Origin of the sequence: Streptomyces sp. NBC_00335, assembly GCF_036127095.1 — a bacterium.
GTDB lineage: Bacteria > Actinomycetota > Actinomycetes > Streptomycetales > Streptomycetaceae > Streptomyces.
The window spans coordinates 1,349,058-1,374,021 of sequence record NZ_CP108006.1 but is presented as its reverse complement, the minus strand read 5'-3'; the positions used below and the strand labels follow the sequence as shown (position 1 = coordinate 1,374,021).

Genomic DNA, 24,964 nt, shown 5'->3' with positions numbered 1-24,964 from the left:
ACGGAAGGCAGGGAAGCACCCGCACGCACTATGGCGCGAAACCTTCCCTCCAGCCCGTGCTGTGGGAACCTTGACTCCACGTCAGGCCAATCGGGCAGTCGTCTACGGGGAAGGAGCCTGCGGATGTCGAGAGAGCCGCTTTCGCAGAAGGAGATCGAGGACCGGCTGCGGGAACTCCCCGGCTGGGCCTTCGAGGACGACCGCATCATCCGCACCTACCGGCTGGGCAGCCACTTCGCGGCGAGCGCGCTGGTCAGCCACATCGCCGCCGTGCAGCAGGAGTTGAACCACCACTCCGACCTCACCCTCGGCTACAACACCGTCCGTCTCTCGGTGAACACGCACGACGCCGGAGACTCCGTCACCGACGCCGACTTCACCCTCGCCGAGCGGGTGGAATCCCTGGCCCCCTCCCACGGCGCCGCCTGATGCCGGAAGCACCACCCATCCCCGTGCCCACGCCGAGACCGCTCCTGGACTACGACGCCGAAGCCGAGGCCTACGACGCCACCCGCGGCGGGGCCCCGCGCGCCGAGGCCGCCGCCGCGGCGGTCCTCGGCCTGCTCCCGCCGGACACCGACACCCTGCTCGACCTCGGCTGCGGCACGGGCATCGTCACCACCCGCATCGCCGCCGCCCGCCCGGGGCTGCGCGTCCTCGGCGCGGACGCCTCGTACGGGATGGCCGCCATGGCGCGCTCCCGCGGGGTCCCGGTGGTCCTCGCCTCCGGGACCCGGCTCCCGTTCCGCTCGGGTTCGCTCGACGCGGTCAGCGCGGTCTGGCTGCTGCACCTGCTCCGCTCGCCGGGGCTGGTGGCCGCCGTGATCGCCGAGGCCGGGCGGGTGCTGCGGCCCGGCGGGGTGTTCGTCACCACCGTCGACAAGGACGCCGCCCACGACGTGGGCAGCGATATCGACGAGGTGCTCGCCGAGCACCTCACCGCCACCCCCGCCGACTCCGCCCATGCCGTCACCGGCCACGCGGCCGCGGTGGGCCTGCACCCCGCCGGCGAAACCCTCTTCACCGGCCACGGCCAGGGCCGCACCCCGCGCGGGGCCGCCGAAGCCCTGCTCGCCGGGCGGTACGCCTCCCGGGTCCACCCGCGCGGGATCACCCCGCGCGAGCTCGCTGACCGGCTGCAGCTGCTGCCGGGACCGGACACCCCGCGCGCGGAGCCCACGTACCGGCTGCGCGGCTTCGTACGGGCCTGACGGGCGGGTAGACGGGCGGGGCGGGCTGGCGGGGCAGTGGCGATGGGCCCCGCTCCCCGCCCCCGCCCCGTTCCCGTCCCCGCCTCAGGCGGGCTCCAGGCGCCACCACTGCGCCGGGGAGTCGCTGTCCTCGCACTGCCGGGCCCGGCCCTCCGCGTCCGCCTCCAGCGGCAGGCCGCTGATGGCGGCGATCAGCGAGACCACGCCCGGGTCGTCGAGGTGCTCCTCCACGACCCACTCCTGCGCCCCGAAGGCGTTCGCCTTCCACACCTGGACCCGGGTGCCGCTCTCGGTGGACGCGTTCGCGACATCGAGCCGCTTGCCGTTGTGGACGCTGACCAGGTGGAAGATCCCGCCGCCGCTGTGCACCGGGGTGATCTCCCACTGCCGGGCCGCGGCCGGCTCGCCGTCCGGCCCGACCCAGACCCGGTTGCCGCTCTCGACCTGGAGCAGCAGCCCGCTCCCGGCATTGCGGATCAGGTACACGCCGTCGGGCGCCTTCGTTTCTCTCGCCGCCTCGCTCACCGGCGGCTCAGTAGTCGAACTCGGCCGGGTCGGGACCGATCCGGCGGCCCGCCGAGCCCGCGCCGAGCGCGTCCAGCGCTGCGATGTCCCCGGCGTCCAGCTCGAAGCCGAAGACGTCCAGGTTCTCCCGGATCCGCGCCGGGGTCACGGACTTCGGGATCACGACGTTGCCCAGCTGGAGGTGCCAGCGCAGGACCACCTGAGCGGCCGAGCGGCCGTGCTTGGCGGCGATCGCGGTGACGGCGGGCAGGGTGAGCAGGTCCTTGCCCTGGCCGAGCGGGGACCAGGCCTCGGTGGCGATGCCCAGGCGGGCGTGCAGGGCGCGCAGCTCGCTCTGGGGGAGCAGCGGGTGCAGCTCGATCTGGTTCACGGCCGGCACCAGGGAGCTCTCGGCGCCGAGCCGCTCCAGGTCGGCGGGGCGGAAGTTGGACACGCCGACGGCCTTGGCGCGGCCGCTCTGCGCGATCTCCTCGAAGGTCTTCCAGATGGCGAGGAAGTCGTCGCGCATCGGGCGCGGCCAGTGGATCAGGTACAGGTCGATCTCGTCGAGGCCCAGCTTGGCGAGCGAGGCGTCGAACTCGCGGAGCGCGTTGTCCCGGCCCCAGGTCTCGGACTTCCCGTTCCACAGCTTGGTGGTGACGAAGAGCTCCTCGCGCGGCACCCCGGCGGAGGCGATGGCCTTGCCGGTGCCCTCCTCGTTGCCGTAGATGGCGGCCGTGTCGATGCTGCGGTAGCCCGCCTCCAGCGCCGTCCGGACGGCCTGCTCCGCCTCGGCGTCCGGAACCTGCCAGACGCCGTAGCCGAGCTGGGGCATGAGCGTGCCGTTGTTGAGCTTGATGCCGGGGACCTGATTCACGTCGGTCGTTCCCTCTGGTCGTCGCTGGTACGGGTACTGACTGCCGTACGGACGCTCGTGCGCGCGGGTCCGTACGACCGGCGACAACCGGGCCCCGGCGTGGCCTATTCCCGCCGTACGGGTGAATCCGTACGGCGGGAACAGGCCGGGGTCCCCGCGCTAGGCCCCCAGGTACGCCTCCCGGACCAGCGCGTTGGCCCGTACCTCGGCGGCCGTGCCCTCGGCGAGCACGGTGCCCAGGTCCAGGACGACCACCCGGGTGCAGAGGTCCATCACGAAGGCGACGTTGTGCTCGACCAGCAGCACGGCGCAGCCCTCCTCCTCGGCGAGCCGGCGCACGACCGCCGCGAGCTGCTCGCGTTCGGGCGCGGACATGCCCGACGCGGGCTCGTCCAGGAGCAGCACCCGGGGCGGATCGGCCACGGCGCGGGCCAGCTCGACCATCCGGGCCCGCCCCACCGGCAGACCGCCGGCGTACGCGTCCCCGAGCGCGCCGATGCCGCAGTCCGCCAGCACCCGCGCGGCCCGCTCCCGCCGCTCCCGCTCCCGGCGGCGCCGGGTGGGCGAGGCGACCAGATCGGCGGCGAGGCCGCCGCCCCCGCCCCGCCACTCCTGCGCGACCAGGACGTTGTCGGCCACGCTGAGCTGTCCGAACAACTGCTGGCGCTGGAAGGTCCGGCGCATGCCGCGGCGGGCCCGCCAGACGGGGGAGCGCCGGGTGACGTCCACCCCGTCGAGCAGCATCCGGCCCTGATCGGGCCGCCGGATCCCGGACAGCACGTCGAACAGGGTGGTCTTCCCCGCCCCGTTCGGCCCGATCAGCCCGCACACCTCGCCCGCCCGGATCCCGAGGTCCACGCCCGTCAGCGCCTTGACCCCGCCGAACCGGACACTGACGCCGCGGGCCTCCAGTACGTACGGGGCTTCGCCCGCGCTCATGTCGCCATCCCCAGGTAGGCCTCGGTCAGCCGGTCCGCCTCCACCTCGGAGCGCGGGCCGCACCAGGAGACGCGGCCCTGCGAGAGGTAGGCGACGGTGTCGGCGATCCCGAGGATCTCGGCCGCCTTCTCCTCCACCAGCAGGAGCGCGGTGCCGGCGGCGCGGAGCTCCATGAGCAGCCCGTACACCTCGTCCACCACGCGCGGGGCGAGCCCCAGGGAGGGTTCGTCCGCGATCAGCACCCCGGGCGGGCGCTGCAACAGCGGTGCGAGGGCCAGCATTTGCTGTTCCCCGCCGGACAACGCCCCTGCGGACACCGAGCGTCGCTCGCGCAACCGGGGGAACCGGTCGTAGACGGCGTCCCGTTCGGACGGGTCCCTCAGGTAGAGGGCGAGGTTCTCCTCGATGCTGAGCGAGGGGAAGATCCCCCGCCCCTCGGGTGCGAGCAGCACTCCCGCCCGGGAGCGGCCCACGGCGCCGTCGCGGGTGGCGTCCCGCCCGCCCACGTGGACGCTCCCGCCGACGACGGCCAGCGCGCCGGCCGCCACCCGGCAGGCGGTGCTCTTCCCGGCCCCGTTGGGCCCGAGCACGGCGAGGATCTCCCCGCGCCGCACGAGGAGGTCCACCCCGTGCAGCACGAGCCCCCCGTCGTACCCGGCGGTGACACCGCGCAGCTCCAGGGCGGGCGCCCCCACGGGCGGCTCCGCCGGTGGATTCGAGGTCGCCCTCTCCCTGGCGGGCTGGTTCGGTATGGCTGTGTCCGGGACGGCCAGGTCCCGGGCGGGCTGGTTCGGAGCCGGCGGCTCCGGGACGGATGCCTCCAGAACCGGCGGCTCGGGGGCGGATCCCTCCGGGGAGTGCCCGGCTGCGAAGGCCTGCCCTGCGGGCAGCGTGTCCCCCACCCCGCCCCTTCCCGAAACCGGGGGCGCTGCCCCCGGCCCCCCGGGCCTTTCGGGGGCTCCGCCCCCGGACCCCCGCGCCTCAAACGCCGGCGGGGCTGATTTCCAGCCTGCCCGGCGTTCGGGGGGCGGAGCCCCGGTTTCGGGAAGGGGCGGGGTGGGGGAGAGCCCCGCAGGGCCCACCCCGGCTCCGCCACCGACCCGTGCCGCGGGAACGCCCCCGGCCCCGGCTTCGGCTTCGGCCCCGGCCCCGGCTCCCGTGGAGGCCGATGCCCCGGCCCCGGCCCCGGCCCCGGCTCCGGCCCCGGCCCCGGCCCCGGCCCCGGCTCCGGCCCCGGCTCCGGCCCCGGCCTCGGCCTCGGCCCCGGACGAGGTGCCGGCGGAGGCCATGGCTTTGGCGCCGGACGAGGCGCCGGCCCGGCGGCGGGCCAGGCGTACCGGCACCGCCGCGCAGTAGCCGTCGGGGTCGTTGGCCAAGGCCAACCCCGCCAGGCCGAACAGGATCACCGGCAGGTGCGCCGACTCCGTCACGTAGTCCGCCATCACCCGCGGAGCGACGGCGAAGACCAGCCCCGCCACCACCGCGTACTGCGGCCTGCGCACGCCCGCCGCGACGACCACCGCCAGCCACACCAGCCCGGTCATCGCCGTGAAGTCCGTAGCGGTGATGCGGGTGTTGTACGAGGCGTACATCACGCCCCCGAAGCCGGCCAGCCCCGCCGACAGGGTGAAGAGGAGGAGCTTCGTGCGCAGCACGGACACCCCGGAGGCCATCGCGGCCGCGGGAGCCGACCGTACGGCGAGCATCGCGCGGCCCGAGGGGGAGGCCCGCAGCGCGCTCAGCCCGGCGGCGACCGCCGCGACCAGGAGGAGCAGGGCCACGCCCAGCGCCCGGTCGTCGGAGAGGTCCACCGGCCCGATGACGGGGCGCGGGATGGACCACCCGGAGTCCCCGTTGCGCAGCCACCGCATCTGGAAGAGCACCTGGTCCGCCAGGAAGGCCAGGGCCAGCGTCGCCAGCGCCAGGGAGCGCCCGCCGAGCCGTAGCGCGGGCAATGCGACCAGGGCTCCCAGCAGAGCGGCCACGCACGTGCCGACCGCCAGCGCCGCGAAGAACGGCCAGCCGCGGCTCATCAGCAGTCCGGCCACCAGCGCGGCCCCGGTCACGAAGGTGCCCTGGGCCAGGGACACCATCGCCCCGAGCCCGGTGACCACGGTGAAGGACATGAACACCAGGGCCAGCGCGAGCCCTTGGGCGAGGAGCCCGCTCCAGAAGGGTGTGGTCACGGTGTAGAAGGCCGTGCCCAGCAGGACCGCGCCCGCGGCCCACACCCCCCAGCGCCGTCCCCACGGGGCCCCGGCCAGATGGTCCGGCGAGGCCACGTCCACGGCGGCGGTTCCGGCGGCCCGGGCCCGCCGGGTGAGCACCAGCAGCCCGCCGAAGAGGATCAGGAAGGGCACGGCCGTCCTGAAGCCGGTGACGGAGTCGGCGAAGGACGCGTAGCCGACGACCAGGTTCTGCAGGACCCCGAGCCCCAGCCCGCCGGCGAAGGCGAGCGGGACGGAGGCGAACCGCCCGATGACGGCCGCGGTGGCCGACACGAACAGGAACAGCGTGAAATCGTGCGCCGACAGCCCGAGGAGCGGGGTCGCCAGCACCCCCGCCAGCCCGGCCAGCCCCGACGCGATCATCCACGCCACCGAGGACAGCCGGTCGGCGTCGATCCCGCGCAGTTCGGTGAGCGAGCGGTTGTCGACGGCGGCCCGCAGTCGCAGCCCCAGCCGGGTGTGCCGCATCAGCACCCACAGGGCGACCGCCACCAGGGCGGTGGCCACCCAGGTGATCAGCTGGTCGGAGTCGATGCCCACGTCGGCGGTGAGCTGCCAGGACTTCGCGGGGCTCGGCCCCACCCCCGGCAGTCCGAACTGGTTCTCCGCCGGCTTGAGCGGCGCTCCCGCCTCGGTGAGGAGCTCCACCGTCCACAGCCCGGCCGCCGGCAGGGCCACCAGCAGCCCGATGGTGGCCACGATCTGCGCCGTCTCGCCGACCTGCGCGAGCCGGCGGAACATCAGCCGGTCCAGCGCCCACCCGAGCCCGGGCGCCAGTACGAGGACCACCAGCAGCGCCGCCGGGACGGCCGGCCAGCCGAGCCCGGAGTGCAGTTCGTAGAAGGTGAGCGCGCACAGGTAGGCGGTGGCCCCGTGCGCGAAGTTGAACAGCCCGGACGCCGAGTACGACAGCACCAGCCCGGTGGCCAGCAGTGCGTACAGGGCGCCGGACACCAGACCGCTCAGTACGAAGGCGAGCAGATCTCCCATTCGGTTTCCCGTACCCCTACTTGAAGGGGATGGGCTCGTAGCACTTGAACGGTACGGAGACCTCGTACGCGCCGTTCTTCAGCTGGACGAGCGCCCCGCAGCCGAAGCTGTCCTTCTGGCCCTTGGGCTCCGCGCGGTTGCCGACGAGGGTGCCGGTGTCGGAGAAGCCCTGCGCGGCGGCCTGGAAGGACTCGACGGTGAGGTCCTTGCCGGCCTTCTGCGCGATCGACACGAACAGGTCGGCCGACATGTACCCGGTCATCATGTGCATGTTGAGCGGCACCTCCAGCCCGCCCGACGCCGCCTTGATGTCGGCCTTGAACTGGGCCATCTTCGGGTTCGTCGACTCGAACGGCTCGAACTGGAGCAGGACGTGCACGCCGTCGAGGGCCTGCTTGGTGGCGTCCTTGGCGAGCAGACCCGGGTCGTAGTCGGTCGGGTCGGAGAGCAGTCCCTTGTACCCGCTGCGCTTGAGCGAGGTGAACAGCCCGATGTTGTTCGGGGTCTGCATGACGGAGACCACCGCGTCGGGGGCCTTGCCGCCGTTGCTCTCCAGGATCTCCTTGACGTACGCCGACCAGTCGCTCGGCACGGCGGTGCCGGGCACCGAGGCCTTGGCGTAGGCGACCTTGAACCCGGCGCTGGTGAAGCCCTGCTGGAAGGTGCGCACGCCGAACTTTCCGGCGTCGCTGTCGTTGGCGATGATCGCGACCGACTTGCCCGCGGCGCCGCCGAGGATCTGGCCGATGCCCTCGGGCCAGGTCTGGTTGATGGTGCCGCCGGGGGTGGGAACGAGGCAGCCGTTGAACCCGTAGATGTACTTGGGTCCGCAGAAGGAGGGGAGGGTGCCCCAGCCGAAGGTGGGTACCTTCTCCTGCTCCAGGAAGTCGGCGCCGGTGAAGGTGACCGAGCTCATGGGGGAGACCGCGAAGACCTTGTCCTGCTGGACGAGTTTGCGGGCCGCGGCCAGGTTCTTGGCGGGGTCCTGCCCGTCGTCCTCGGCCCCGATGTAGTCGATCTTGCGGCCGTTGATCCCGCCCTCGGCGTTGGCTCTCATGAAGCGGGCCTTGGCCCCGAGGTCGGTGCCCTTCTTGCTGTAGCCGCTGGCGCTGGTCATCGACACGAGGCCGCCGACCTTGATGGAGTCCTTGGTCACGCCGCGGGAATTGCCGGCGGCCCCCGGCTTGTCGGGGGAGGCGCTGTTGGAGGCGGAGTTGCAGGCGGAGACGAGCGCGAGCGCCGCTGCCGCGGCGGCCAGGGTGCGGATCGGTCGCAACATGTGTGGATCCCCTCCGGTCGGAATCCCCGCATTCTGTGCGCGACCTGACGCATCGTCAATATCAACGACAAGTAAAGTGACGACCCGTCAGGTAACGGTTCGGACCGTTGGCGTGATCACGCTTCGCCGGCCGACGCATCGTGACGGTGGCGCCCGTCAGGACTGGTAGAGGGCCGCCACCTCCTGGGCGTAGACCTTCTCGATGGCCCGCCGCTTCAGCTTCAGCGAGGGCGTCAGCAGCCCCCGCTCCTCGGTGAACTGCTCGGCCAGGACGCGGAACGTGCGGATCGACTCGGCCTGGGAGACCAGGGTGTTGGCCGCCACCACCGACCGGCGGACCTCCGCCGTCAGATCGGGGTCGAGCACCAGGTCCGCCGTCGGCAGCCGGGGGCGGCCGCGCATCGCCATCCAGTGCGCGACCCCCTCCATGTCCAGGGTGAGCAGGGCCGCGATGTACGGCCGGTCGTTGCCCACGAGGACGCACTGGGAGACGAGCGGGTGCGAGCGGACCCGCTCCTCCAGGGCGGCCGGGGCCACGCTCTTGCCGTTGGAGGTCACCAGGATCTCCTTCTTGCGCCCCGTGATCGTGAGGTACCCGTCCGCGTCGAGACGCCCCAGGTCCCCCGTCGCCAGCCAGCCGTCCCGCAGGACGGCCTCCGTGGCGTGCGGGTCGTTCAGGTACCCGGAGAAGACGTGGGCGCCGTACAGCCAGATCTCCCCGTCCTCGGCGATGTGCACCGTACCGCCGGGGATCGGCCGCCCGACGGTGCCGTACTTGACGGCCCCGGGCGGGTTCGCCGTGGCGGCCGCGCAGGACTCGGTGAGCCCGTACCCCTCGAAGACCGTCACCCCGGCGCCGTCGAAGAACAGCCCCAGCCGGCGCGACATCGCGGAGCCGCCCGACATGGCGTACCGCACCCGGCCGCCCAGTGCCTCGCGGACCTTCCCGTACACCAGCTTCTCGAAGAGCTGGTGCTCCATGCGCAGCTTCGCCGAGGGCCCGGGCCCGACGCCGAACGCCTTCTGCTCCCGCGCCTCCGCGTACCGTACGGCCGTCTCCACCGCCCGGTCGAAGGGGCCCGTCCGGCCCTCGGTCTCGGCCTTGCGACGGGCGGCGGCGAAGACCTTCTCGAAGACGTACGGCACCCCGAGCACGAACGTCGGCCGGAACGCGGCGAGGTCCGGCAGCAGTTCGGCCGCCGCCAGCACCGGCTGGTGCCCGAGCTTCACCCGGGAGCGGACGGCCGCCACCTCCACCATCCGCCCGAAGACGTGGGCGAGCGGCAGGAACAGCAGGGTGGACGGCTGCTCACCGGGCCCGGCCCGGAAGACGGACTCCCAGCGGGTCACCATCGTGTCGGCCTCGAACATGAAATTGCCGTGGGTCAGCACACAGCCCTTGGGGCGTCCGGTGGTCCCCGAGGTGTAGATGACGGTGGCCGTCGCATCGGGCGTCACGGCGCTGCGGTGGCGGTGCACGACGTCCTCGGCGACCTGGAGCCCGTCCTCGACGAGCCCCTCGACGGCGCCCGCGTCCAGCTGCCACAGCCGGCGCAGCATCGGCAGCCGGTCGATCACCGACCCGACGGTCATGGCCTGGTCCTCGTCCTCCACCACACAGGCCGTGCACTCGGAGTCGTAGAGGATCCAGTGCACCTGCTCGGCGGCGGACGAGGGGTAGACGGGGACCGGCTGGGCGCCGATCGCCCACAGGGCGAAGTCGAAGAGGGTCCACTCGTACCGGGTACGGGACATGATCGCGACCCGGTCCCCGAAGCGGATGCCCTGCGCGAGCAGCCCCTTGGCGAGCCCGAGCACCTCGGAGGCCAGCTCGCCGGAGGTCACGTCCCCCCAGACCCCGTCCGACTTGCGGCCGAGCACGACCCGGCCGGGGTCCTCGCGTGCGTGCAGGAAGACGGCGTCGGCCAGACCGCCGACGGGTGAGCCCGTGACGACCGGTGGGACGGTGATCTCGTGCAAGGCCCGCTCCTCTCCGTACGGCGCGGCGACGCTATCCCACGCCCACCCGTTGGTGATCACGGAAGAAAGACCTCCACAAGACCTCCCCAGCGGCGCGTCCGTGGCGTGTTCTAGGCGGTGACCACGGAGATGTTGAAGTCCACCGGGCCGAGCACCCCGTAGAGGCGCAGCCACAAGGCCATCAGGGCCTCGGTGGCGCGGGCGCTGGACAGGTCGCCGAGATCGGTGATCTGCTCGGGCGCCCAGCCGAAGGAGCGCAGCAGCGCGATGGTCTCGGCCTTGGCACCGGCGTCGTCGCCGCTCACGAACACGGTGTGGTGTCCGGGCACCCGGCCGGGCTCGACCATGACGGCGTTGTTCATGGTGTTGAGCGTCTTGACGATCCGCGCCTCGGGGAAGGCCTTCTGGAGCTGCTCGGCGACGCTGTGCCCGTCCGGGGTGACCACCTTCGGCGGGAACCCCTCGGAGAAGTCCAGTGCGTTGGAGACGTCGATGACGGTCTTCCCCCGGAGGTTGCCGGCCCCGGCGGCCTCCAGCACGGCGAGCGAGACCAGTCCGCCGGTCGCGTTGACGACGAGCTCGGCGGTGGCGGCGGCCTCCGCGAAGGTCCCGTGGGCACCGCCCGTCGCGGCAGCCCACTCCGCGGCGCCGGCGTTGTCCGCCGTACGGGACCCCATCGTGACCTGGTGCCCGACCGAGACCAGCTTCCCCGCCAGCCGCTGCCCGACCTCACCGGTCCCCAGTACCGCGATCTTCATGCGCGTCCCCCTGCCCGTCCCGTACGAATTCCCGCCGGACCGCGACCGGTTGGCGTACGGCGACCCTAAGCGCACGGCGCCCTGAACGGCGGCACATTCGGCCCCGCGGGTGTTCGAGTGCCCAGGTCGGGGGAGTTCCGGACGCGGCAAGGGGGCGGCAAGGGGGCGGCAAGGGCGCACCGGCCGTCCCAGCCGGAACCTCCCCGGCGGGGGGAGCGGGTCCGGGCCCCGGCTACGCCGCCCGCGTCAGCCGGTCCGCGCCCGACAGGATCGCCGCGGCCAGGGCCTCCGCCGCGGCGGAGCCGCGGGGGCCCCGCAGCAGTGCGAACTCCACCGTTCCGAGGTCCGGGAGGCCGCCGACCCGGACCAGCCCCGGCGGGATCAGCCCCCGGGTGTGGGCCATCACGCCCAGCCCCGCCCGCGCCGCCGCGATCAGACCGCTCAGGCTGCCGCTCGTACAGGCGATCCGCCACGGCCGCCCGTCCGCCTGCAGCACGTCCAGCGCCCTCGCCCGCGTGATCCCCGGCGGCGGGAAGACGATCAGCGGCACCGGCCGGTCCGGGTCCACCCGCAGCCCCTCGGCCCCGATCCACACCATCCGGTCCCGCCACACCAGCCGGCCCCGCTCGTCGCCCTCGCCGCGCCGCTTGGCGAGTACGAGGTCCAGCCGCCCCGCGTCCAGCCGCTCGTGCAAGGTCCCCGAGAGCTCCACGGAGAGCTCCAGTTCCACCTCGGGGTGCTCGTGCCGGAAGGCCTCCAGGATCTCCGGCAGCCGAGTCAGCACGAAGTCCTCCGAGGCGCCGAAGCGCAGCCGGCCGCGGATCCGCGTCCCCGCGAAGAAGGCCGCCGCGCGCTCGTTCGCCTCCAGGATCGAGCGGGCGAAACCGAGCAGGGCCTCGCCGTCCTCGGTGAGCTCGACGCTGTGCGTATCGCGCAGGAAGAGGGGCCGGCCCGTGGCCTCCTCCAGCCGGCGCACGTGCTGGCTGACCGTGGACTGGCGCACGCCGAGCCGGGCGGCGGCCTGCGTGAAGCTCAGGGTCTGGGCCACGGTGAGGAAGGTGCGCAGCTGAACGGGGTCGTACATAGCGTTCACCCTAGCCCCGCTCATCACGTTCCGTGATGACAGTGAGAGCGGTGTGCGGGTTTCCCGATCACCAGCCCGCCACCGAGAATGGAAGGGAATCCGTCGAGCCCCGTCCCGTCGTCCGGTCCGGTCCGGCTCTGCCCCGCCTCCCGTCGACCTCAGCAAGTGAGCATCCCCATGCGCCGCCCGCACCTCCCCGCCCGGCTCCCGCTGGACCCGTTCATCATGGGTCTGCTCGCCACCGTCGGCCTCGCCGCCCTGCTGCCCGCCCGCGGCGCGGCCGCCTCCGTGGCCGAGGCCGCCTCCACCGCGGCGGTGGCCCTGCTCTTCTTCCTCTACGGCGCCCGGCTCTCCACCCGCGAGGCCCTCGACGGCATGCGCCACTGGCGGCTCCACCTCACCGTGCTCGCCTCGACCTTCCTCCTCTTCCCCCTCCTGGGTCTCGCCGCGCACACCCTGGTGCCCGCTGTCCTCACGCCACCGCTCTACAGCGGCCTGCTCTTCCTCTGTCTGGTCCCCTCCACCATCCAGTCCTCCATCGCCTTCACCTCGATCGCCCGCGGCAACGTCCCCGCCGCGATCTGCGCGGGCTCCTTCTCCAGCCTCATCGGCATCTTCCTGACCCCCCTCCTCGCCGCCGGCCTGCTCGGCAACAGCGCGGGCGGCTTCTCCCTCGATTCGCTGGTGAAGATCGTCCTCCAGCTGCTCCTGCCCTTCCTCCTCGGCCAGGCCCTGCGTCCCTGGGTGGGCGGCTTCCTCGTCCGCAACAAGAAGGTGCTCGGCTACGTGGACCGCGGCTCGATCCTGCTCGTCGTCTACACCGCCTTCAGCGCGGGCATGGTCGCCGGGATCTGGCGCCGGATCAGCCTCCCGCGCCTCGGCGGGCTGATGGCCGTCGAGGCGGTCATCCTCGCCGTGATGCTGGCGGTCACCTGGTACGGGGCCAAGCGCCTCGGCTTCACCCGCGAGGACCGGATCGCCATCCAGTTCGCGGGGTCGAAGAAGAGCCTGGCCGCCGGACTCCCCATGGCCAGCGTCCTGTTCGGCGCCCAGGCGAGCCTCGCCGTGCTGCCGCTCATGCTCTTCCACCAGATGCAGCTGATGGTCTGCGCGGTACTGGCCCGCCGGCGCGCGCGGGACCCGCAAGCTCGGCAGGACCCGCACGCCACACAGGACCCGCAGGCCACGGAACAGCACGAACTCGCCGCCGGCCATGTGGCGGAGGTCTCGCACACCCCCCAACACCCGGTCCCGCAGGCCCGGTAACGTGCGGCGGTGACCTGGATACGCCCGCTCTCCGCCCACGCCCCGCGCCCCTGCACCCTGGTGGTCTGCCGGGGCTGCTGCTGCGGCGACCCCCGCAAGAACCCCGGCACCGACCACGCGGGACAGCTCGCCCGGCTGCGCGAGGCCGCGGCGGCCTCCGACGGGCGCCTGGCCGTCCGTACGAGCGACTGCCTCGGCCCCTGCGCGCAGGCCAACGTCATCGTGGTCCAGCCCACCACGGAGGCCCGCCGCCGGGGCGCCCGCGCGGTCTGGTTCGGCTGGGCCCTGGACGACACCGCCACCGACGAGGTCATCGCCTGGGCCGAAGCGGGCGGCCCCGGAGCCGTCCCGCTCCCGGCGACCCTCGACCTCCACCGCATCGACCCCCCGGATCCGAAGCCGGCCGAGCCGACCTCCCGCCGCGGCCGCCGCAAGCGCTGATCGGGACGGTGTAAGGACGCAGGGGCTTCGGGGGCGGAAAGCGTTAGAGCGAGGAAATGTCCGGTTCTTCTAGGTTCTGGGTGTCAGCAAGAAACCCCGAACCACCAGGGAGCACCTCATGAAGCTCAACAAGCGCATCGCCGCAGTCTCCGCCGCCGCCCTGCTCGCCACGCTCGCCCTCGGTGGAGCCGCGAGCGCCGCGGACAACCAGAACGGCGCCGCCAAGGACGGCTCCTCCCACAGCCACACGATCGAGGCCCCGACGGGTACCCCGCACGTGGCCGCGAAGAAGATCGAGCCCGCGTCCAAGGACAACCGGTACAGCCAGACCATCGAGGCCCCGGCGGGCACCCGGCACACCGGCGCGGGGCACCTGGCCGACAAGTAGTCCGTGCGGGGAAGGGGCGGGGGCCGTACGACGGCCCCCGCCGCCCCGTCCGCGCCCCGCCGTCCCGTCCGCGCCCCGCCGGGCCGCGGCTCACGCCGTCAGGTCGATCCGTTCCTCGCCCGCGTAGATGTTCATGTCCCCGCCCCGCAGGAACCCGACCAGCGTCAGTCCCGACTCCAGCGCCAGGTCCACCGCGAGCGAGGACGGAGCGGAAACGGCCGCCAGCACCGGGATGCCCGCCATCACCGCCTTCTGCGCCAGTTCGAAGGAAGCCCGCCCCGACACCAGCAGCACCGAACCCGTCAGCGGCAGCCGACCGGCTTGCAGCGCCCGCCCGACGATCTTGTCCACCGCGTTGTGCCGGCCCACGTCCTCCCGTACGTCGATCAGCTCGCCCCCGGCCGAGAACAGCCCGGCGCCGTGCAGGGCGCCCGTGCGCTCAAAGACCTTCTGCTCCGCGCGCAGCCGGTCCGGAAGCTCCCCGAGGAGCCGCACGCCCACCCGTACGGGGTCGTCCGCGAGCCCCGGGAAGCGGGTCGCGGTGCGCACGGCGTCCAGGCTGGCCTTCCCGCACAGGCCGCAGGAGGAGGTGGTGTAGACGTTCCGCTCCAGCGTGATGTCCGGCACCGGAACTCCGGCGGCGAGCTGGACGTTCACCACGTTGTAGGTGTTCGTTCCGTCCTCGGTGGCGCCCTCGCAGTAGGTCACGGCCCGGACGTCCGAGGCCGAGGCGAGGACTCCCTCGCTGGCCAGGAAACCCACGGCCAGCGCGAAATCGTCACCCGGGGTGCGCATCGTGATGGCCAGCGGTTTGCCGTTCAGCCGTATCTCCAGCGGTTCTTCGGCCACCAGCGTGTCCGCCCGGGCCCCCGCCACGCCGCCCCGAATCCGGACGACGCGACGGCGTTCGGTGACCCGTCCCATGTGATCAGTCCACCTGTTCTGCCGTCGACCGGCCATTCCTATCGCCTGGAGCACCCATTCTCCCGGATCCGTTCCGGTTCCCGTTCCCGGCTGGAGGACCCTCGGGAAGCTCCAAATTCCGGGCACTGAATCCTGTCGGGTCACGCGCCCCTGTACCCATCAGTAGCAGGCAAAGCTGGTAAATCCTGACTGCCTTACAAGGGGGGACCCCGCCCATGACCGGTTCACGCGTGGTGGCGCTAGGGCACTACCAACCCTCGAAGGTGATCACCAACGAGGACCTCGCCGCCATGGTGGACACCAACGACGAGTGGATCCGATCCCGCGTCGGGATCAAGACCCGGCACATGGCCGGACCCGACGAGCCGGTCGACGAGCTGGCCTACCAGGCCGCCGGAAAGGCACTCGCGAGCGCCGGTCTGACCCCGGACGACATCGACCTCGTCCTCGTGGCCACCTCCACCGCGATCGACCGTTCCCCCAACATGGCCGCCCGTGTCGCGGCCAAGCTGGGCATGGCCTCCAGCCCCGCCGTGATGGACATCAACGTCGTCTGCTCGGGCTTCACGCACGCCCTGGCCACCGCCGACCACGCGATCCGGGCCGGCGCCGCCACCCGGGCGCTGGTCATCGGGGCCGACAAGATGACCGAGATCACCGACTGGAACGACCGCACCACCTGCGTCCTGACCGGCGACGGCGCCGGCGCGGCCGTGGTCGAGGCCTGCGAGGAGCCCGGTATCGGCCCGGTCCTGTGGGGCTCGGTCCCCTCGATGGGCAACGCGGTCCGCATCGAGGGCTCGCCGCCGGTCTTCGCCCAGGAGGGCCAGTCCGTCTACCGCTGGACCACCAGCCAGCTCCCCCCGCTCGCCCGCAAGGTCTGCGAGAAGGCCGGGATCACCCCCGAGGACCTGGCCGCGGTCGTCCTGCACCAGGCGAACCTGCGGATCATCGAGCCGCTCGCCGCGAAGATCGGCGCCGTCAACGCCGTCGTCGCCCGCGATGTCGTCGACTCCGGCAACACCTCGGCCGCCTCCATCCCGATGGCCCTGTCCAAGCTGGTCGAGCGCGGCGAGATCCCCTCCGGGGCGCCCGTCCTCCTCTTCGGCTTCGGCGGCAACCTCTCCTACGCCGGCCAGGTCATCAGCTGCCCGTAACGACGGGGCCGGAGCCCGCGGCGTTCCCCGCCGCGGCCTGGTCCCCCACGGGGCCGGGGACCGAGGCGCGGGACTCCGCCGCCAGCGCGGCCACGAGCACCAGGACCAGCGCGGTCAGCTGCCAGACCGCGCCGATCCGCATGCCCGCCGCGGCGGTCGCCAGTACGGGCACCACCGCGAGCGCGCGGAACCGTACCGGCCGGATCCCCAGTACCAGCCGGAAGGCGACGTCCCCGGCCAGATAGCAGGCGACCCCGCCCGCGAGCGCGAGGGCGGGCCCGGCCGGCAGCTGCTCGCCCAGGTGCCCGATGCTCTTCTTCACGCCCGCCGAGAAGGCGGCGATGCCCAGCAGCATCGGGATGAAGCAGTAGTAGTACGCGCGCAGCGCCAGCTTGAAACGCCGGTCCGGGGGGCAGCCCGCGAAAACGTGCTCGGCGCGCCCCTCGTCGCGCACGAAGTACATCCACCACAGCGCGGCCCCGACGGCCAGTGTCAGGAACGCGCCGACGATGATCCCGAAGGTCAGCGGCAGCGAGCCCACCCCGATGCCGACCGCGATGATCGACTCGCCGAACACGATGATCAGCAGCAGCCCGTGCCGTTCCACGAAGTGCGCGGCGCCGATCCCGCCGAGCTGCTCCTCGATGGTCGTCCCCTCGGCGGCTTCGGCCCCCGAGGCCGTCGCCCGCCGCGAGATGGCGGGAGTGACGAACTGGAACAGCAGCGCCAGCCCCCACAGCCCGAGGGCCGCCGCCCCGTCGAACAGCCCGGCGGCCGTCACCGACAGCGCGGACAGCGCGTTCGGCAGCGCGAACCACAGCACCCCGCGCCCGTGGGCCTGGCTGTACAGCGCGCTGTGCGTGATCACGACGACCAGGTAACCGAGCCCGAAGGCGACCCCGCCGTCCCCGAAGGCCGTCGGGACGGCCAGGGCGCACACCAGGAACGCCCCCATGGCGAGCAGGATCAGCAAGCGGCGCACGGGCCGGTCGGGCGGTACCTGATTGGTCAGGTACGCGTAGCCGCCGTACATCCAGAACAGCACCGTGAAGATCAGCAGCACCCGCCCGGCGCCGCGGAGGGTGAGGTCGTCCGCGAGCAGCACCGTCAGCTGGGTGATGGTGAAGACGAAGACGAGGTCGAAGAAGAGCTCCAGCGTGCTGACGCGATGCTCGGATTCCATATGTGATTCCCCCCTGGACTCAAACATGCGGCGCCCATCCGATCGCCTCGGACCGTCGCTGTCCAACGGGTATCAGCATTCGGGAGCCCCCGGTGCTCCGTCGTGCGACCCGGGAGGGACGGCGATCCCGCCCGGCGGGCTGACGGCCCGGCGCGCGGCGCCCGGAGGATGGACCCAGCTCGCGAGACGGAACGTCTCGGCCGGGCCCGCGTGCCGGGCCCCGGGCATGCCCGCAGGTCAGCGCGGCGCGTCGGACTCGGGCCGGGCCAAATACCTGGTCGGAACCCCGCCGAACCTTTGCTATTGTTGTCCATGTCGCCGCGGGAAACCGGGGCCGACCACCTAGTCCGGGTGGCGGAATGGCAGACGCGCTAGCTTGAGGTGCTAGTGCCCTTTATCGGGCGTGGGGGTTCAAGTCCCCCCTCGGACACAGAGGTCAGTAGACCGCACAGAGCCGGTCGAAGCGACGTAACGTCGCTTCGACCGGCTCTGTCGTTGTATGCGGACGTGATCCGGCGCCCTGGGGTCCGCCCGCGGTCCGCCCGCCCGGGTCATTGCCCTGGTGCCGGGGGTAGGCGAAGATCGGCCGGGAATCTTCGCCCTCGGGAGGGTACGCGTGTCCGAAGTCAAGGCCGAACTGGACCGGTTGATGAGCATCTTCCTCGGGGCGTTCACCAACGCCGGAGGCGGGCGGCCGGATCTGGGTGCCGTCCGGGAGGTGTTCATCCCGCAAGGGATGATCATCAAGAACGTCGGGGCCGAGCCCGTGATCTACGACCTCGACGGCTTCATCGAGCCCCGGGAGAAGATCCTCACCGACGGGACGCTGACGGAGTTCCGCGAATGGGAGGTCGCCGAGCGGACCGAGGTCTTCGGTTCGGTCGCGCACCGGTTCAGCGAGTACCGCAAGTCCGGGTACCTCGACGGAACGTGGTTCGAGGGCACCGGCCACAAGACCACCCAGTACGTACGGACGCCCGAAGGCTGGCGGATGAGCGCGATGGCCTGGGACGACGTGGCGCTGTAGCCCCGCAGCGCGATCCGGTCCCCCCGGACAGCGGGGGACCGGACGTGCGGGGGAGCGGTTACGCGACCGGCTGCTGCTGGGTCACGCAGTGGATGCCGCCACCGCCCGCGCCGAGGCTGTCGGTGTTGAGCTGCACGACGACCCGGCCCGGGAAGAGCTGCTGGAGGGTGGCCTTGGCCGCGGCGTCGGCCCTGGTGTCACCGAACTGCGAGGAGATCACCGCACCGTTGCACACGTAGTAGTTGGCGTACGAGGCCACGAAGTCGGGGTTCGTGGAGCGGATCTTGTCGTAGTCGGGGCCCTGGAGCTTGGTGACCGCGATCGGGCTGCCCTGGGCGTCGGTGGAGGTGGACAGGATCTGGTACTGCTCGCGCGCGTCCTTGGCCCAGATGTCGTTGTCGCTCGCGAGCGGCATCTGCACCAGGGCCCTGCCCTCTTCGAGGAACCGGGACGTGGCATCGACGTGGTCGTCGGTGATGTCCTGGCCGGAGATCCCCTTGAACCAGATCACCTTGGACGCGCCGTAGGCGGCGCACATGCCCGCCTCCAGCTGTGCCTGGCTCATGTTGGGGTTGCGGTTGGAATTGATGAGCGAGCTGCGCGTGGCCATGAGCGTGCCGGCGCCGTCCGTCTCCACCGAGCCGCCCTCGCCGACGAACGAGGTGGTGCTGAACGCCACCCCGGCGTAGGCGGCGACACGGCGCGCCACCAGGGCGTCCTTGGCGTGGCTCTGCTTGTTGCCCCAGCCGTTGAAGTTGGTGCCGAACGAGTCCAGGCCGCCCGCCCTGTTGGTGCGGAACACCGGGCCGGTGTCACGGATCCAGCAGTCGTCGACGGGGATCGTGCTGATGACGGTGACCGACGTCCCGCAGGCGCTCTTCGCCTTGGAGACGCTCGCCGGGTTGGCGAGCATCACGACCGGTTCGTACTTCGCGATGGTCTTCGCGATGAGCGCGATGTTCGCCTGCACCCCGGAGAGCTTGTTGCCCCAGATGGAGGTCCTGTCGGGCCACGCCATCCAGGTCCGGGTGTGCCGGACGGTCTCGCACGGTACGGAGAAGGCACCGGCGGCCGCGCCCGCCGGCCGGCCGGCCGCGAAGGCCTGCCCGCCGACCGATGCCAGCGCGGCGCCCGCGGCCGTGAGGCCGGCCGCGGCCAGGAACCCTCGTCTGTCGAGCTTCCCTGCTACGTGCTCGTTCATCTCTGATCTCCGTTTCGTCAAGCGTGGATGCGCGATGGCGTGGAACGGGTGAGCCGATGGGTCGCGGGCGCTGACGCACCCGCGACCCCCCCTCACAGGGCGCGACGAGCGGCGGCGATGCTCCGGGGATCCCACCCCGGGCGGGGTACGGACTCCAGGAGCAGTCGCGTGTAGGGGTGTTGGGGGGCCGCGAGCACCTGCTGCGTCGGGCCCGACTCGACGATCCGGCCGCTGCGCATGACGATCACGTCGTCGGTCACGCAGCGCACGACGCCGAGGTCATGGGTGATGAACAGGTAGCCGATGCCGGTCTGTTCGCGGATGTCGAAGAGCAGGTTCAGGATCTGGGCCTGTACCGAGACGTCCAGCGCGGCCACGGCCTCGTCGAGGACGAGGACGGCCGGTTCGACCGCCAGCGCGCGGGCGATCGCGACGCGCTGGCGCTGTCCTCCCGACAGCTGCCGGGGCAGCGCGTCCGCCTCGCGGGAGCCGAGGCCGACCTGGTCGAGCAGTTCGGTGATCCGGCGCGCGTGGTCCGTGCCGGGGAAGTGCAGGGCGAGGGTCTCCCGCAGGGCCGCGCCCACGGTGGTGCGCGGATCCAGGGACAAGAAGGGGTCCTGGAAGACCATCTGGACCTCACGGGCCCGTGCGAGGCGGCGCGCCTTGCCGCGCGCGTGCTCGCCCCGGTCGCGGCCGTGGATCAGCACCCGGCCCTCGTCCGCGTGCTCCAGACCCACGACGATGCGGGCCGTGGTCGTCTTGCCCGAACCGGACTCGCCGACGATGCCCAGGGAGCCGCCCGCGGCCAGCCGGAACGACACGTCGTCCACGGCCCGGACGCTCCCGTAGGTCCGGTGCAGGCCCAGGACCTCCAGGACGGTCTTCGTCGCGGTCGGCGCGGTGCCGGCGCTGGTGTCAGTAGCGGTACTCATGGGTGGAGTTCCTTCCGCTGTGTCCCCGTCCGTTGGGTCCCCGCCCGCTCCCGTTCGCGTTCCTGCTCGGCGATCAGGTCGCCGTGGTGGCAGGAGGCGAGCCGGGCCGGCTCACCGGCGACCGGGAGCAGGGCCGGCGCCTCACGCGTGCACACGTCGGTCGCGAGTACGCAACGCGCGGCGAACGGGCAGCCGCTCAGTTCCTCCCGCAGGCTCGGCGGCCGGCCCTCGATCGCGGCGAGCCGCCCCCGGGGCGCGTCCAGGCGCGGGGTGGAGTTCAGCAGGGCCGTCGTGTACGGGTGACGGGGCCGGGCGAACAGCTCGGCGGCCGGGCCCGTTTCCACGATCCGGCCCGCGTACATCACGTACACCCGGTCGCTGATCGCGGCGGCGAGGCCGAGGTCGTGCGTGACGAACAGCAGCCCCGTTCCGAAGCGTTCGCGCAGATCACCGAGGAGGCCGATCACCTCGGCCTGCGTGGTGACGTCCAGTGCCGTGGTGGGTTCGTCGGCGAGGATCAGGGCCGGGTCGCCCATCAACGCGGCCGCGATCACGACCCGTTGCAGCATGCCGCCGGACAGCTGCCCGGGGTACTTGCGCAGGGCGCCCGCCGTGAGGCCGACGGCCTCCAGCATCGCCACCGCCCGTTCCTCGGCGACCGCCTTGCTCGCCTTGGCGTTCAGCCGCAGGCTTTCGGTGAGGAAGTCGCCGACGCGGCGCATCGGATTGACCGCCGCCCGGGGGTCCTGGAAGATCATGGCCGCCGTGCTGGTGCGCAGCACCCTCAACTGGCCCGGGGACATGGTGAGTACGTCGTCACCGGCCACCCGGACCTCGCCCTCCGTCCGGGCCCCGTCGGGGAGCAGTCGCAGCACGCTGCGCGAGGTCAGGCTCTTGCCCGAGCCGGACTCGCCGACCAGGGCCACGGTCTCCCGGGGGCCTACGGTGAGCCCGACGCCGTCGAGGACGGGCCGTACGGCGCCCGGCAGGTGCAGCCGCAGGCCCTCGATCTCAAGGGTGTTCAGCGGATTCGGCGGTGTCGGTGGGTTCGGCGTGTTCATCGGTCCCTCCTGGAGACCTTGTCGGCCCAGGCCTCGCCGACGACGTTGAAGGCGACCACGGTCAGCACGATGGCCGCGCACGGCACGATCGACGCGAGCGGGTAGCCGGCCTGGATGGCGGCGTTGCCGTCGAAGACCATGCGGCCCCAGTCCGGGGTCAGGGCCGGTACGCCCAGCCCGAGGAAGGCGAGGCCGGCCAGGTCGATCAGGGCGTAGCCGAAGTTGATCGCGGACTGCGCGAGGACGACGGGCATGACGGCGGGGACCACGTGGCGCAGGCAGATCTGCGCCCCCGAGTGTCCTTGCACCCGGTACGCCTCCACGTACGGCCGGGAACGCTCGGCCAGGACGAGGGAACGCGTCAGCCGGCTGACGTAGGGCAGGTAGGCGATGGCCAGGGCGATGACGGGGGCCAGCAGGCCCTCGCCGTAGACCGAGACGATCAGGATGGCCAGCAGCATGCCGGGGAAGGCGAAGACCAGCTCGGTGCTGCGGGAGAGCACCGAGTCCAGCCAGCCGCCCCGCCAGGCGGCGGCGGTGCCGATCGCCACGCCGGCCACGGTGGAGAAGGCGACCACGCCGAGCGGGCCGAGCAGCGAGGTGCGGGCACCCAGGACCAGCCGGGAGAAGGTGTCGCGCCCGGAGGCGTCGACGCCCAGGAGGTGGTCGGCCGAAGGGCCCGCGAGGGCGTTGCCCAGGTCGACGGAGTTGGGATCGTAGGGCGCGATCCAGGGGGCGAGCAGTGCGACGAGGACGACGAGCGCGACGAAGCCCGCACAGAACAGGGAGAGGGGGGCGCGGGAGGTCCGGAGCCGGGCGAGGCCCGGCCGGCGCACCAGGACGGAGCTCACGAGGCCTTCTTCGCGGGGCCGAGGGTGACCCGGGGATCGACCAGCGGATGGAGCAGGTCGACGACGAGGTTCACCGTCATGAACAGCGCGACCATGATGAGGGAGATGGCCTGCACGGTGGGGAAGTCCTTGGTGGTGGTGGACAGTTCGAGGAGCTGGCCGATGCCGCCCACACTGAACGCCGACTCCACCAGGATGGTGCAGACCAGCAGTGTGGAGACGATGAGCCCGCCGGTGGTGAGCACGGTGCCCAGCGCGTTGCGGAAGACGTGCCGCCGGATGACCTGGCTCGTGGACACGCCCCGGCTGCGGGCGACCGTGACGTGCTCCTGGCCGAGGACTTCGACCATCGCGGCCCGGGTGACCCGGGCGAGCATGCCGATCAGGTAGAGCGCCAGGGCGATGGCGGGCAGGGTCAGGTGCCACAGCATCTGCCCGAATCCCTCGCCGGCCCCGCCGGTGGGGAACCAGCCCAGCTTCACGGCGAACAGGCCCTGCAGCAGCACCGCCGCGACGAACGACGGGGTGCCGATGGCGACGGTGGTCGTCACCAGGATCGCGGAGTCGGCGGCCCCGCCGCGGACGGCGCCGATCCAGCCGAGGAGCAGCCCGAACACGAGGACCAGTACGAGCGCCATCGAGATCAGCATCAGGGTGTTGGGCAGCCGGTCCGCGAGGAGCCGCGACACGTCGGTGCGGTACGTGATGGAGCGGCCGAAGTCGCCTTGCACCACCTGGCCGAGCCAGTTCAGGTACCGCACCGCGAAGGGGTCGTCCAGGTGGTAGTGCTCGTTGATCGCCTGCAGGGCCTCCGGGGAGGCCGAGCGGCCGCCCAGGAGGAAGCTCGCCGGATTGCCCGGAGCCAGGTACAGAGCGCCGAAGATCACGAAGGAGGCGCAGAGCAGGGTGGCGGCCATTTCGGCCAGCCGGCGTACGGCGAAGCGCAGGAAGGTCATCGCGCGGCCGCCCCGATGTTCGCGGCCCACGGGGAGTAGAGGTAGGAGATGGTGGTGGGCGCGCCGGTGATCCGCTTGTTCAGGAAGACCGCGGTCGGCCACTCGGCGACCGGGATCCAGAGGACCTGGTCGGAGGCCTTCCTCTGGAGTTCGGCGGCCGCCGAGAAGCGCTTGGCCGGGTCGTACGCGGAGCGGGCCTTGTCGGCCAGCGAGTCGTAGGACGCGTCGCTGTAGCCGGCGTAGTTCTGGTAGGCCCCGGTCTGGAAGTTGCTCAGCAGGTCCATCGGGTCGGTGATGGAGTCGTAGTACGTCTCCGGGAACATGTCGATGCCCTCGCGCGCCGCGGGGTCGGTGAACAGCGCGGTGAACGCGTTGGGGGCGATGGTCTTCAGCTCGATCTTCAGGCCGATCCTGGTGCCGGCGTCCTGGATCGCGGTGGCCAGCACCGAGACGTCCTGGCCGATCGAGCTCGTGGCCACGGTCAGCGTCTTGCCCGTGGCGCCGGCCTCCTCGATCATCCGCTTGGCCGCGTCGATGTTCTGCTCGGGGGAGGGCAGGTTGTCGAAGGCGGACGCGCGGGCGGCGGCGGGGGCGCCGGCCCAGACCGCCTTGGTGGTGAGCGAGCTGGTGACGGTGCCCGCGCCGCCCAGGCCCGCCTTGACGAAGCCGCGGCGGTCCAGGGCCAGGGACAGGGCCCGGCGGACGCGGACGTCGCCGAGCGCGCCCTTCATGCTCGTGACGTTGACGTTGACGGTGCTGAGGCCCTCGCCGAAGTAGAGCGTGCCGGCGCCGCTCGCGCGCAGCCGGTCGTAGCTCTCGGTGGGGATCAGGTAGCCGCCGTCGGCCTCGCCGCTCAGCAGGGCGTTCGTGCGGGCGTTGGGGTCGGTGAGGAAGGTGAAGACGGCCTTCGCGGACTTGGCCTTGGTGCCCCAGTAGCCGTCGAAGCGCTGGAGCTCGATCGACTGGCCCTTGTTCCAGGTGCCCAGCTTGAAGGGGCCGGTGCAGTCCAGGCTGCCGGTGGTGCCGTAGTCCTCGCCCGCCTTCTGCACCCCGGCCTTGGAGGACACGACGCCCGCGGCGGTCGCCATGTACTGGGGGAACTGCGAATCGGGCTGCTTCAGCTTGACCGTCACCTGGAGCGGGCCGGTCTTGGTGACCGCCTCGACGTTGGAGAAGTTGCTGTTCCAGGCGGCCCCGTTCTGCGGGTCCATCTGACGGCCCAGGCTGAAGACCACGTCGTCGGCGGTCATCGTGCCGCCGTCGTGGAAGCGCACGCCGGGGCGCAGGTCGTAGACCCACGTCAGGTCGTTGGGGTTGGTGGCCTTCTCGGCCAGGCCCGGAGCCGTGGTGAGCTGCGGGGTCCACCGCATCAGGCTTTCGCAGACGTTCGACAGGATCGTGTTCGCCGGGTAGTCGAAGGCCGAGATGTAGTCCAGCGTCGGCGGTTCCGCGTAGACGGCCCAGGTGAAGGAGTCGATCTCACCCGCGGCGGCGGGGGTGCCGGCGGACAGTTTGAAGGAGGCGCCCTTCTGACTCCCGTCGCCCTTGGGCGGGCCGGAACACGCGGCGACCATGCCGAGGGCGGCCAGCGCGGCGACGGGCAGCGCGAACCGGCGGGGCGTGGAGCGGCGGGGCGTGGACCGGGGGGCGGGGGAGACGCCGGCGGCGTCGGTGCGACCGGAGGACCTGGCGGCTCTGGACCAGGGAAGGGATCTGGGCATCGGTGC

General features: G+C 72.3%; 23 protein-coding genes and 1 tRNA gene. 8 read left to right on the top strand and 16 right to left on the bottom strand.

The features are described 5' to 3' along the window. The first annotated feature begins 123 nt into the window (after positions 1-123). A complete protein-coding gene (locus OHA37_RS06330) occupies positions 124-429 on the top strand; it encodes a 4a-hydroxytetrahydrobiopterin dehydratase (RefSeq protein ID WP_266903295.1) in 306 nt (101 codons plus the stop codon). Between the two features lie 23 nt (positions 430-452). After that, positions 453-1,211 (top strand): class I SAM-dependent methyltransferase, encoded by a 759-nt coding sequence (locus OHA37_RS06325; RefSeq protein ID WP_266903293.1) that lies wholly within the window; start codon positions 453-455, stop codon positions 1,209-1,211. Between the two features lie 84 nt (positions 1,212-1,295). On the opposite strand, the gene OHA37_RS06320 is transcribed toward OHA37_RS06325, so the two are convergent. The 8 genes from OHA37_RS06320 to OHA37_RS06285 all read right to left on the bottom strand — a co-directional run bounded on the left by OHA37_RS06320 (position 1,296) and on the right by OHA37_RS06285 (position 11,850). Continuing rightward, positions 1,296-1,736 (bottom strand): RICIN domain-containing protein, encoded by a 441-nt coding sequence (locus OHA37_RS06320; RefSeq protein WP_266903292.1) that lies wholly within the window; start codon positions 1,734-1,736, stop codon positions 1,296-1,298. A gap of 7 nt (positions 1,737-1,743) precedes the next feature. Then, a complete protein-coding gene (locus tag OHA37_RS06315) occupies positions 1,744-2,592 on the bottom strand; it encodes an aldo/keto reductase (RefSeq protein WP_266903290.1) in 849 nt (282 codons plus the stop codon). Positions 2,593-2,751: 159 nt separating this feature from the next. Beyond that, positions 2,752-3,531, bottom strand: a complete 780-nt coding sequence (locus OHA37_RS06310; RefSeq protein ID WP_266903288.1) for an ABC transporter ATP-binding protein — start codon at positions 3,529-3,531, stop codon at positions 2,752-2,754. Continuing rightward, complete coding sequence (locus tag OHA37_RS06305) at positions 3,528-6,749, bottom strand: ABC transporter permease subunit (protein WP_266903286.1); 3,222 nt, start codon at positions 6,747-6,749, stop codon at positions 3,528-3,530. Before OHA37_RS06305 ends, OHA37_RS06310 begins: the two co-directional genes overlap by 4 nt. Before the next feature lie 16 nt (positions 6,750-6,765). Continuing rightward, positions 6,766-8,028 carry an ABC transporter substrate-binding protein gene (locus OHA37_RS06300; protein WP_266903285.1) on the bottom strand — a complete coding sequence of 421 codons (1,263 nt, stop codon included), beginning with the start codon at positions 8,026-8,028 and terminating at the stop codon, positions 6,766-6,768. Positions 8,029-8,184: 156 nt separating this feature from the next. Next, entirely contained in the window at positions 8,185-10,008 is a 1,824-nt protein-coding gene (locus OHA37_RS06295; protein WP_266903283.1) for an AMP-dependent synthetase/ligase, read from the bottom strand. A 110-nt stretch (positions 10,009-10,118) separates the two neighbouring features. Beyond that, positions 10,119-10,766: an NADPH-dependent F420 reductase gene (locus OHA37_RS06290; RefSeq protein ID WP_266903281.1), complete on the bottom strand. Its 648-nt coding sequence runs from the start codon at positions 10,764-10,766 to the stop codon at positions 10,119-10,121. Between the two features lie 232 nt (positions 10,767-10,998). Further along, the gene (locus OHA37_RS06285; protein ID WP_266903279.1) at positions 10,999-11,850 is read right to left on the bottom strand and encodes a LysR substrate-binding domain-containing protein; all 852 of its coding nucleotides are present in this window, start codon (positions 11,848-11,850) and stop codon (positions 10,999-11,001) included. Between the two features lie 177 nt (positions 11,851-12,027). Here OHA37_RS06285 and OHA37_RS06280 point away from each other — a divergent pair, with 177 nt between their 5' ends. From OHA37_RS06280 to OHA37_RS06270, 3 genes are all read left to right on the top strand, one after another. Continuing rightward, the gene (locus tag OHA37_RS06280; RefSeq protein ID WP_266912547.1) at positions 12,028-13,116 is read left to right on the top strand and encodes a bile acid:sodium symporter family protein; all 1,089 of its coding nucleotides are present in this window, start codon (positions 12,028-12,030) and stop codon (positions 13,114-13,116) included. A 9-nt stretch (positions 13,117-13,125) separates the two neighbouring features. Beyond that, the gene (locus tag OHA37_RS06275) at positions 13,126-13,557 is read left to right on the top strand and encodes a (2Fe-2S) ferredoxin domain-containing protein (protein ID WP_266903277.1); all 432 of its coding nucleotides are present in this window, start codon (positions 13,126-13,128) and stop codon (positions 13,555-13,557) included. 118 nt (positions 13,558-13,675) lie between these two features. Further along, entirely contained in the window at positions 13,676-13,945 is a 270-nt protein-coding gene (locus tag OHA37_RS06270; protein ID WP_266903275.1) for a hypothetical protein, read from the top strand. 90 nt (positions 13,946-14,035) lie between these two features. Here the strand turns inward: OHA37_RS06270 and fdhD are convergent, their stop codons facing one another. Next, entirely contained in the window at positions 14,036-14,869 is an 834-nt protein-coding gene (fdhD, locus tag OHA37_RS06265; RefSeq protein WP_266903274.1) for a formate dehydrogenase accessory sulfurtransferase FdhD, read from the bottom strand. A 215-nt stretch (positions 14,870-15,084) separates the two neighbouring features. Here fdhD and OHA37_RS06260 point away from each other — a divergent pair, with 215 nt between their 5' ends. Then, positions 15,085-16,026, top strand: a complete 942-nt coding sequence (locus OHA37_RS06260) for a beta-ketoacyl-ACP synthase III (protein WP_266903273.1) — start codon at positions 15,085-15,087, stop codon at positions 16,024-16,026. On the opposite strand, the gene OHA37_RS06255 is transcribed toward OHA37_RS06260, so the two are convergent. Continuing rightward, the gene (locus OHA37_RS06255) at positions 16,013-17,209 is read right to left on the bottom strand and encodes a low temperature requirement protein A (protein ID WP_266903272.1); all 1,197 of its coding nucleotides are present in this window, start codon (positions 17,207-17,209) and stop codon (positions 16,013-16,015) included. The genes OHA37_RS06260 and OHA37_RS06255 overlap by 14 nt on opposite strands. Positions 17,210-17,554: 345 nt before the next feature. Here OHA37_RS06255 and OHA37_RS06250 point away from each other — a divergent pair. Beyond that, positions 17,555-17,639 (top strand) — tRNA-Leu (locus OHA37_RS06250). A 219-nt stretch (positions 17,640-17,858) separates the two neighbouring features. Further along, complete coding sequence (locus OHA37_RS06245) at positions 17,859-18,236, top strand: DUF4440 domain-containing protein (protein ID WP_323182402.1); 378 nt, start codon at positions 17,859-17,861, stop codon at positions 18,234-18,236. A gap of 58 nt (positions 18,237-18,294) precedes the next feature. Here the strand turns inward: OHA37_RS06245 and OHA37_RS06240 are convergent, their stop codons facing one another. The 6 genes from OHA37_RS06240 to OHA37_RS06215 all read right to left on the bottom strand — a co-directional run bounded on the left by OHA37_RS06240 (position 18,295) and on the right by OHA37_RS06215 (position 24,958). Continuing rightward, positions 18,295-19,437 carry an agmatine deiminase family protein gene (locus OHA37_RS06240; protein ID WP_266903270.1) on the bottom strand — a complete coding sequence of 381 codons (1,143 nt, stop codon included), beginning with the start codon at positions 19,435-19,437 and terminating at the stop codon, positions 18,295-18,297. A 92-nt stretch (positions 19,438-19,529) separates the two neighbouring features. Further along, positions 19,530-20,369, bottom strand: coding sequence for an ABC transporter ATP-binding protein (locus OHA37_RS06235; RefSeq protein WP_266903269.1), 840 nt, complete (start codon positions 20,367-20,369; stop codon positions 19,530-19,532). Continuing rightward, entirely contained in the window at positions 20,366-21,430 is a 1,065-nt protein-coding gene (locus OHA37_RS06230; RefSeq protein WP_266903268.1) for an ABC transporter ATP-binding protein, read from the bottom strand. The genes OHA37_RS06235 and OHA37_RS06230 overlap by 4 nt, the downstream gene beginning before the upstream one ends. Next, complete coding sequence (locus OHA37_RS06225; protein ID WP_266903267.1) at positions 21,427-22,281, bottom strand: ABC transporter permease; 855 nt, start codon at positions 22,279-22,281, stop codon at positions 21,427-21,429. The genes OHA37_RS06230 and OHA37_RS06225 overlap by 4 nt, the downstream gene beginning before the upstream one ends. After that, positions 22,278-23,237 (bottom strand): ABC transporter permease, encoded by a 960-nt coding sequence (locus OHA37_RS06220; protein WP_266903266.1) that lies wholly within the window; start codon positions 23,235-23,237, stop codon positions 22,278-22,280. The genes OHA37_RS06225 and OHA37_RS06220 overlap by 4 nt, the downstream gene beginning before the upstream one ends. After that, positions 23,234-24,958, bottom strand: coding sequence for an ABC transporter substrate-binding protein (locus OHA37_RS06215; RefSeq protein ID WP_266903265.1), 1,725 nt, complete (start codon positions 24,956-24,958; stop codon positions 23,234-23,236). Before OHA37_RS06215 ends, OHA37_RS06220 begins: the two co-directional genes overlap by 4 nt. Positions 24,959-24,964: the final 6 nt, after the last annotated feature.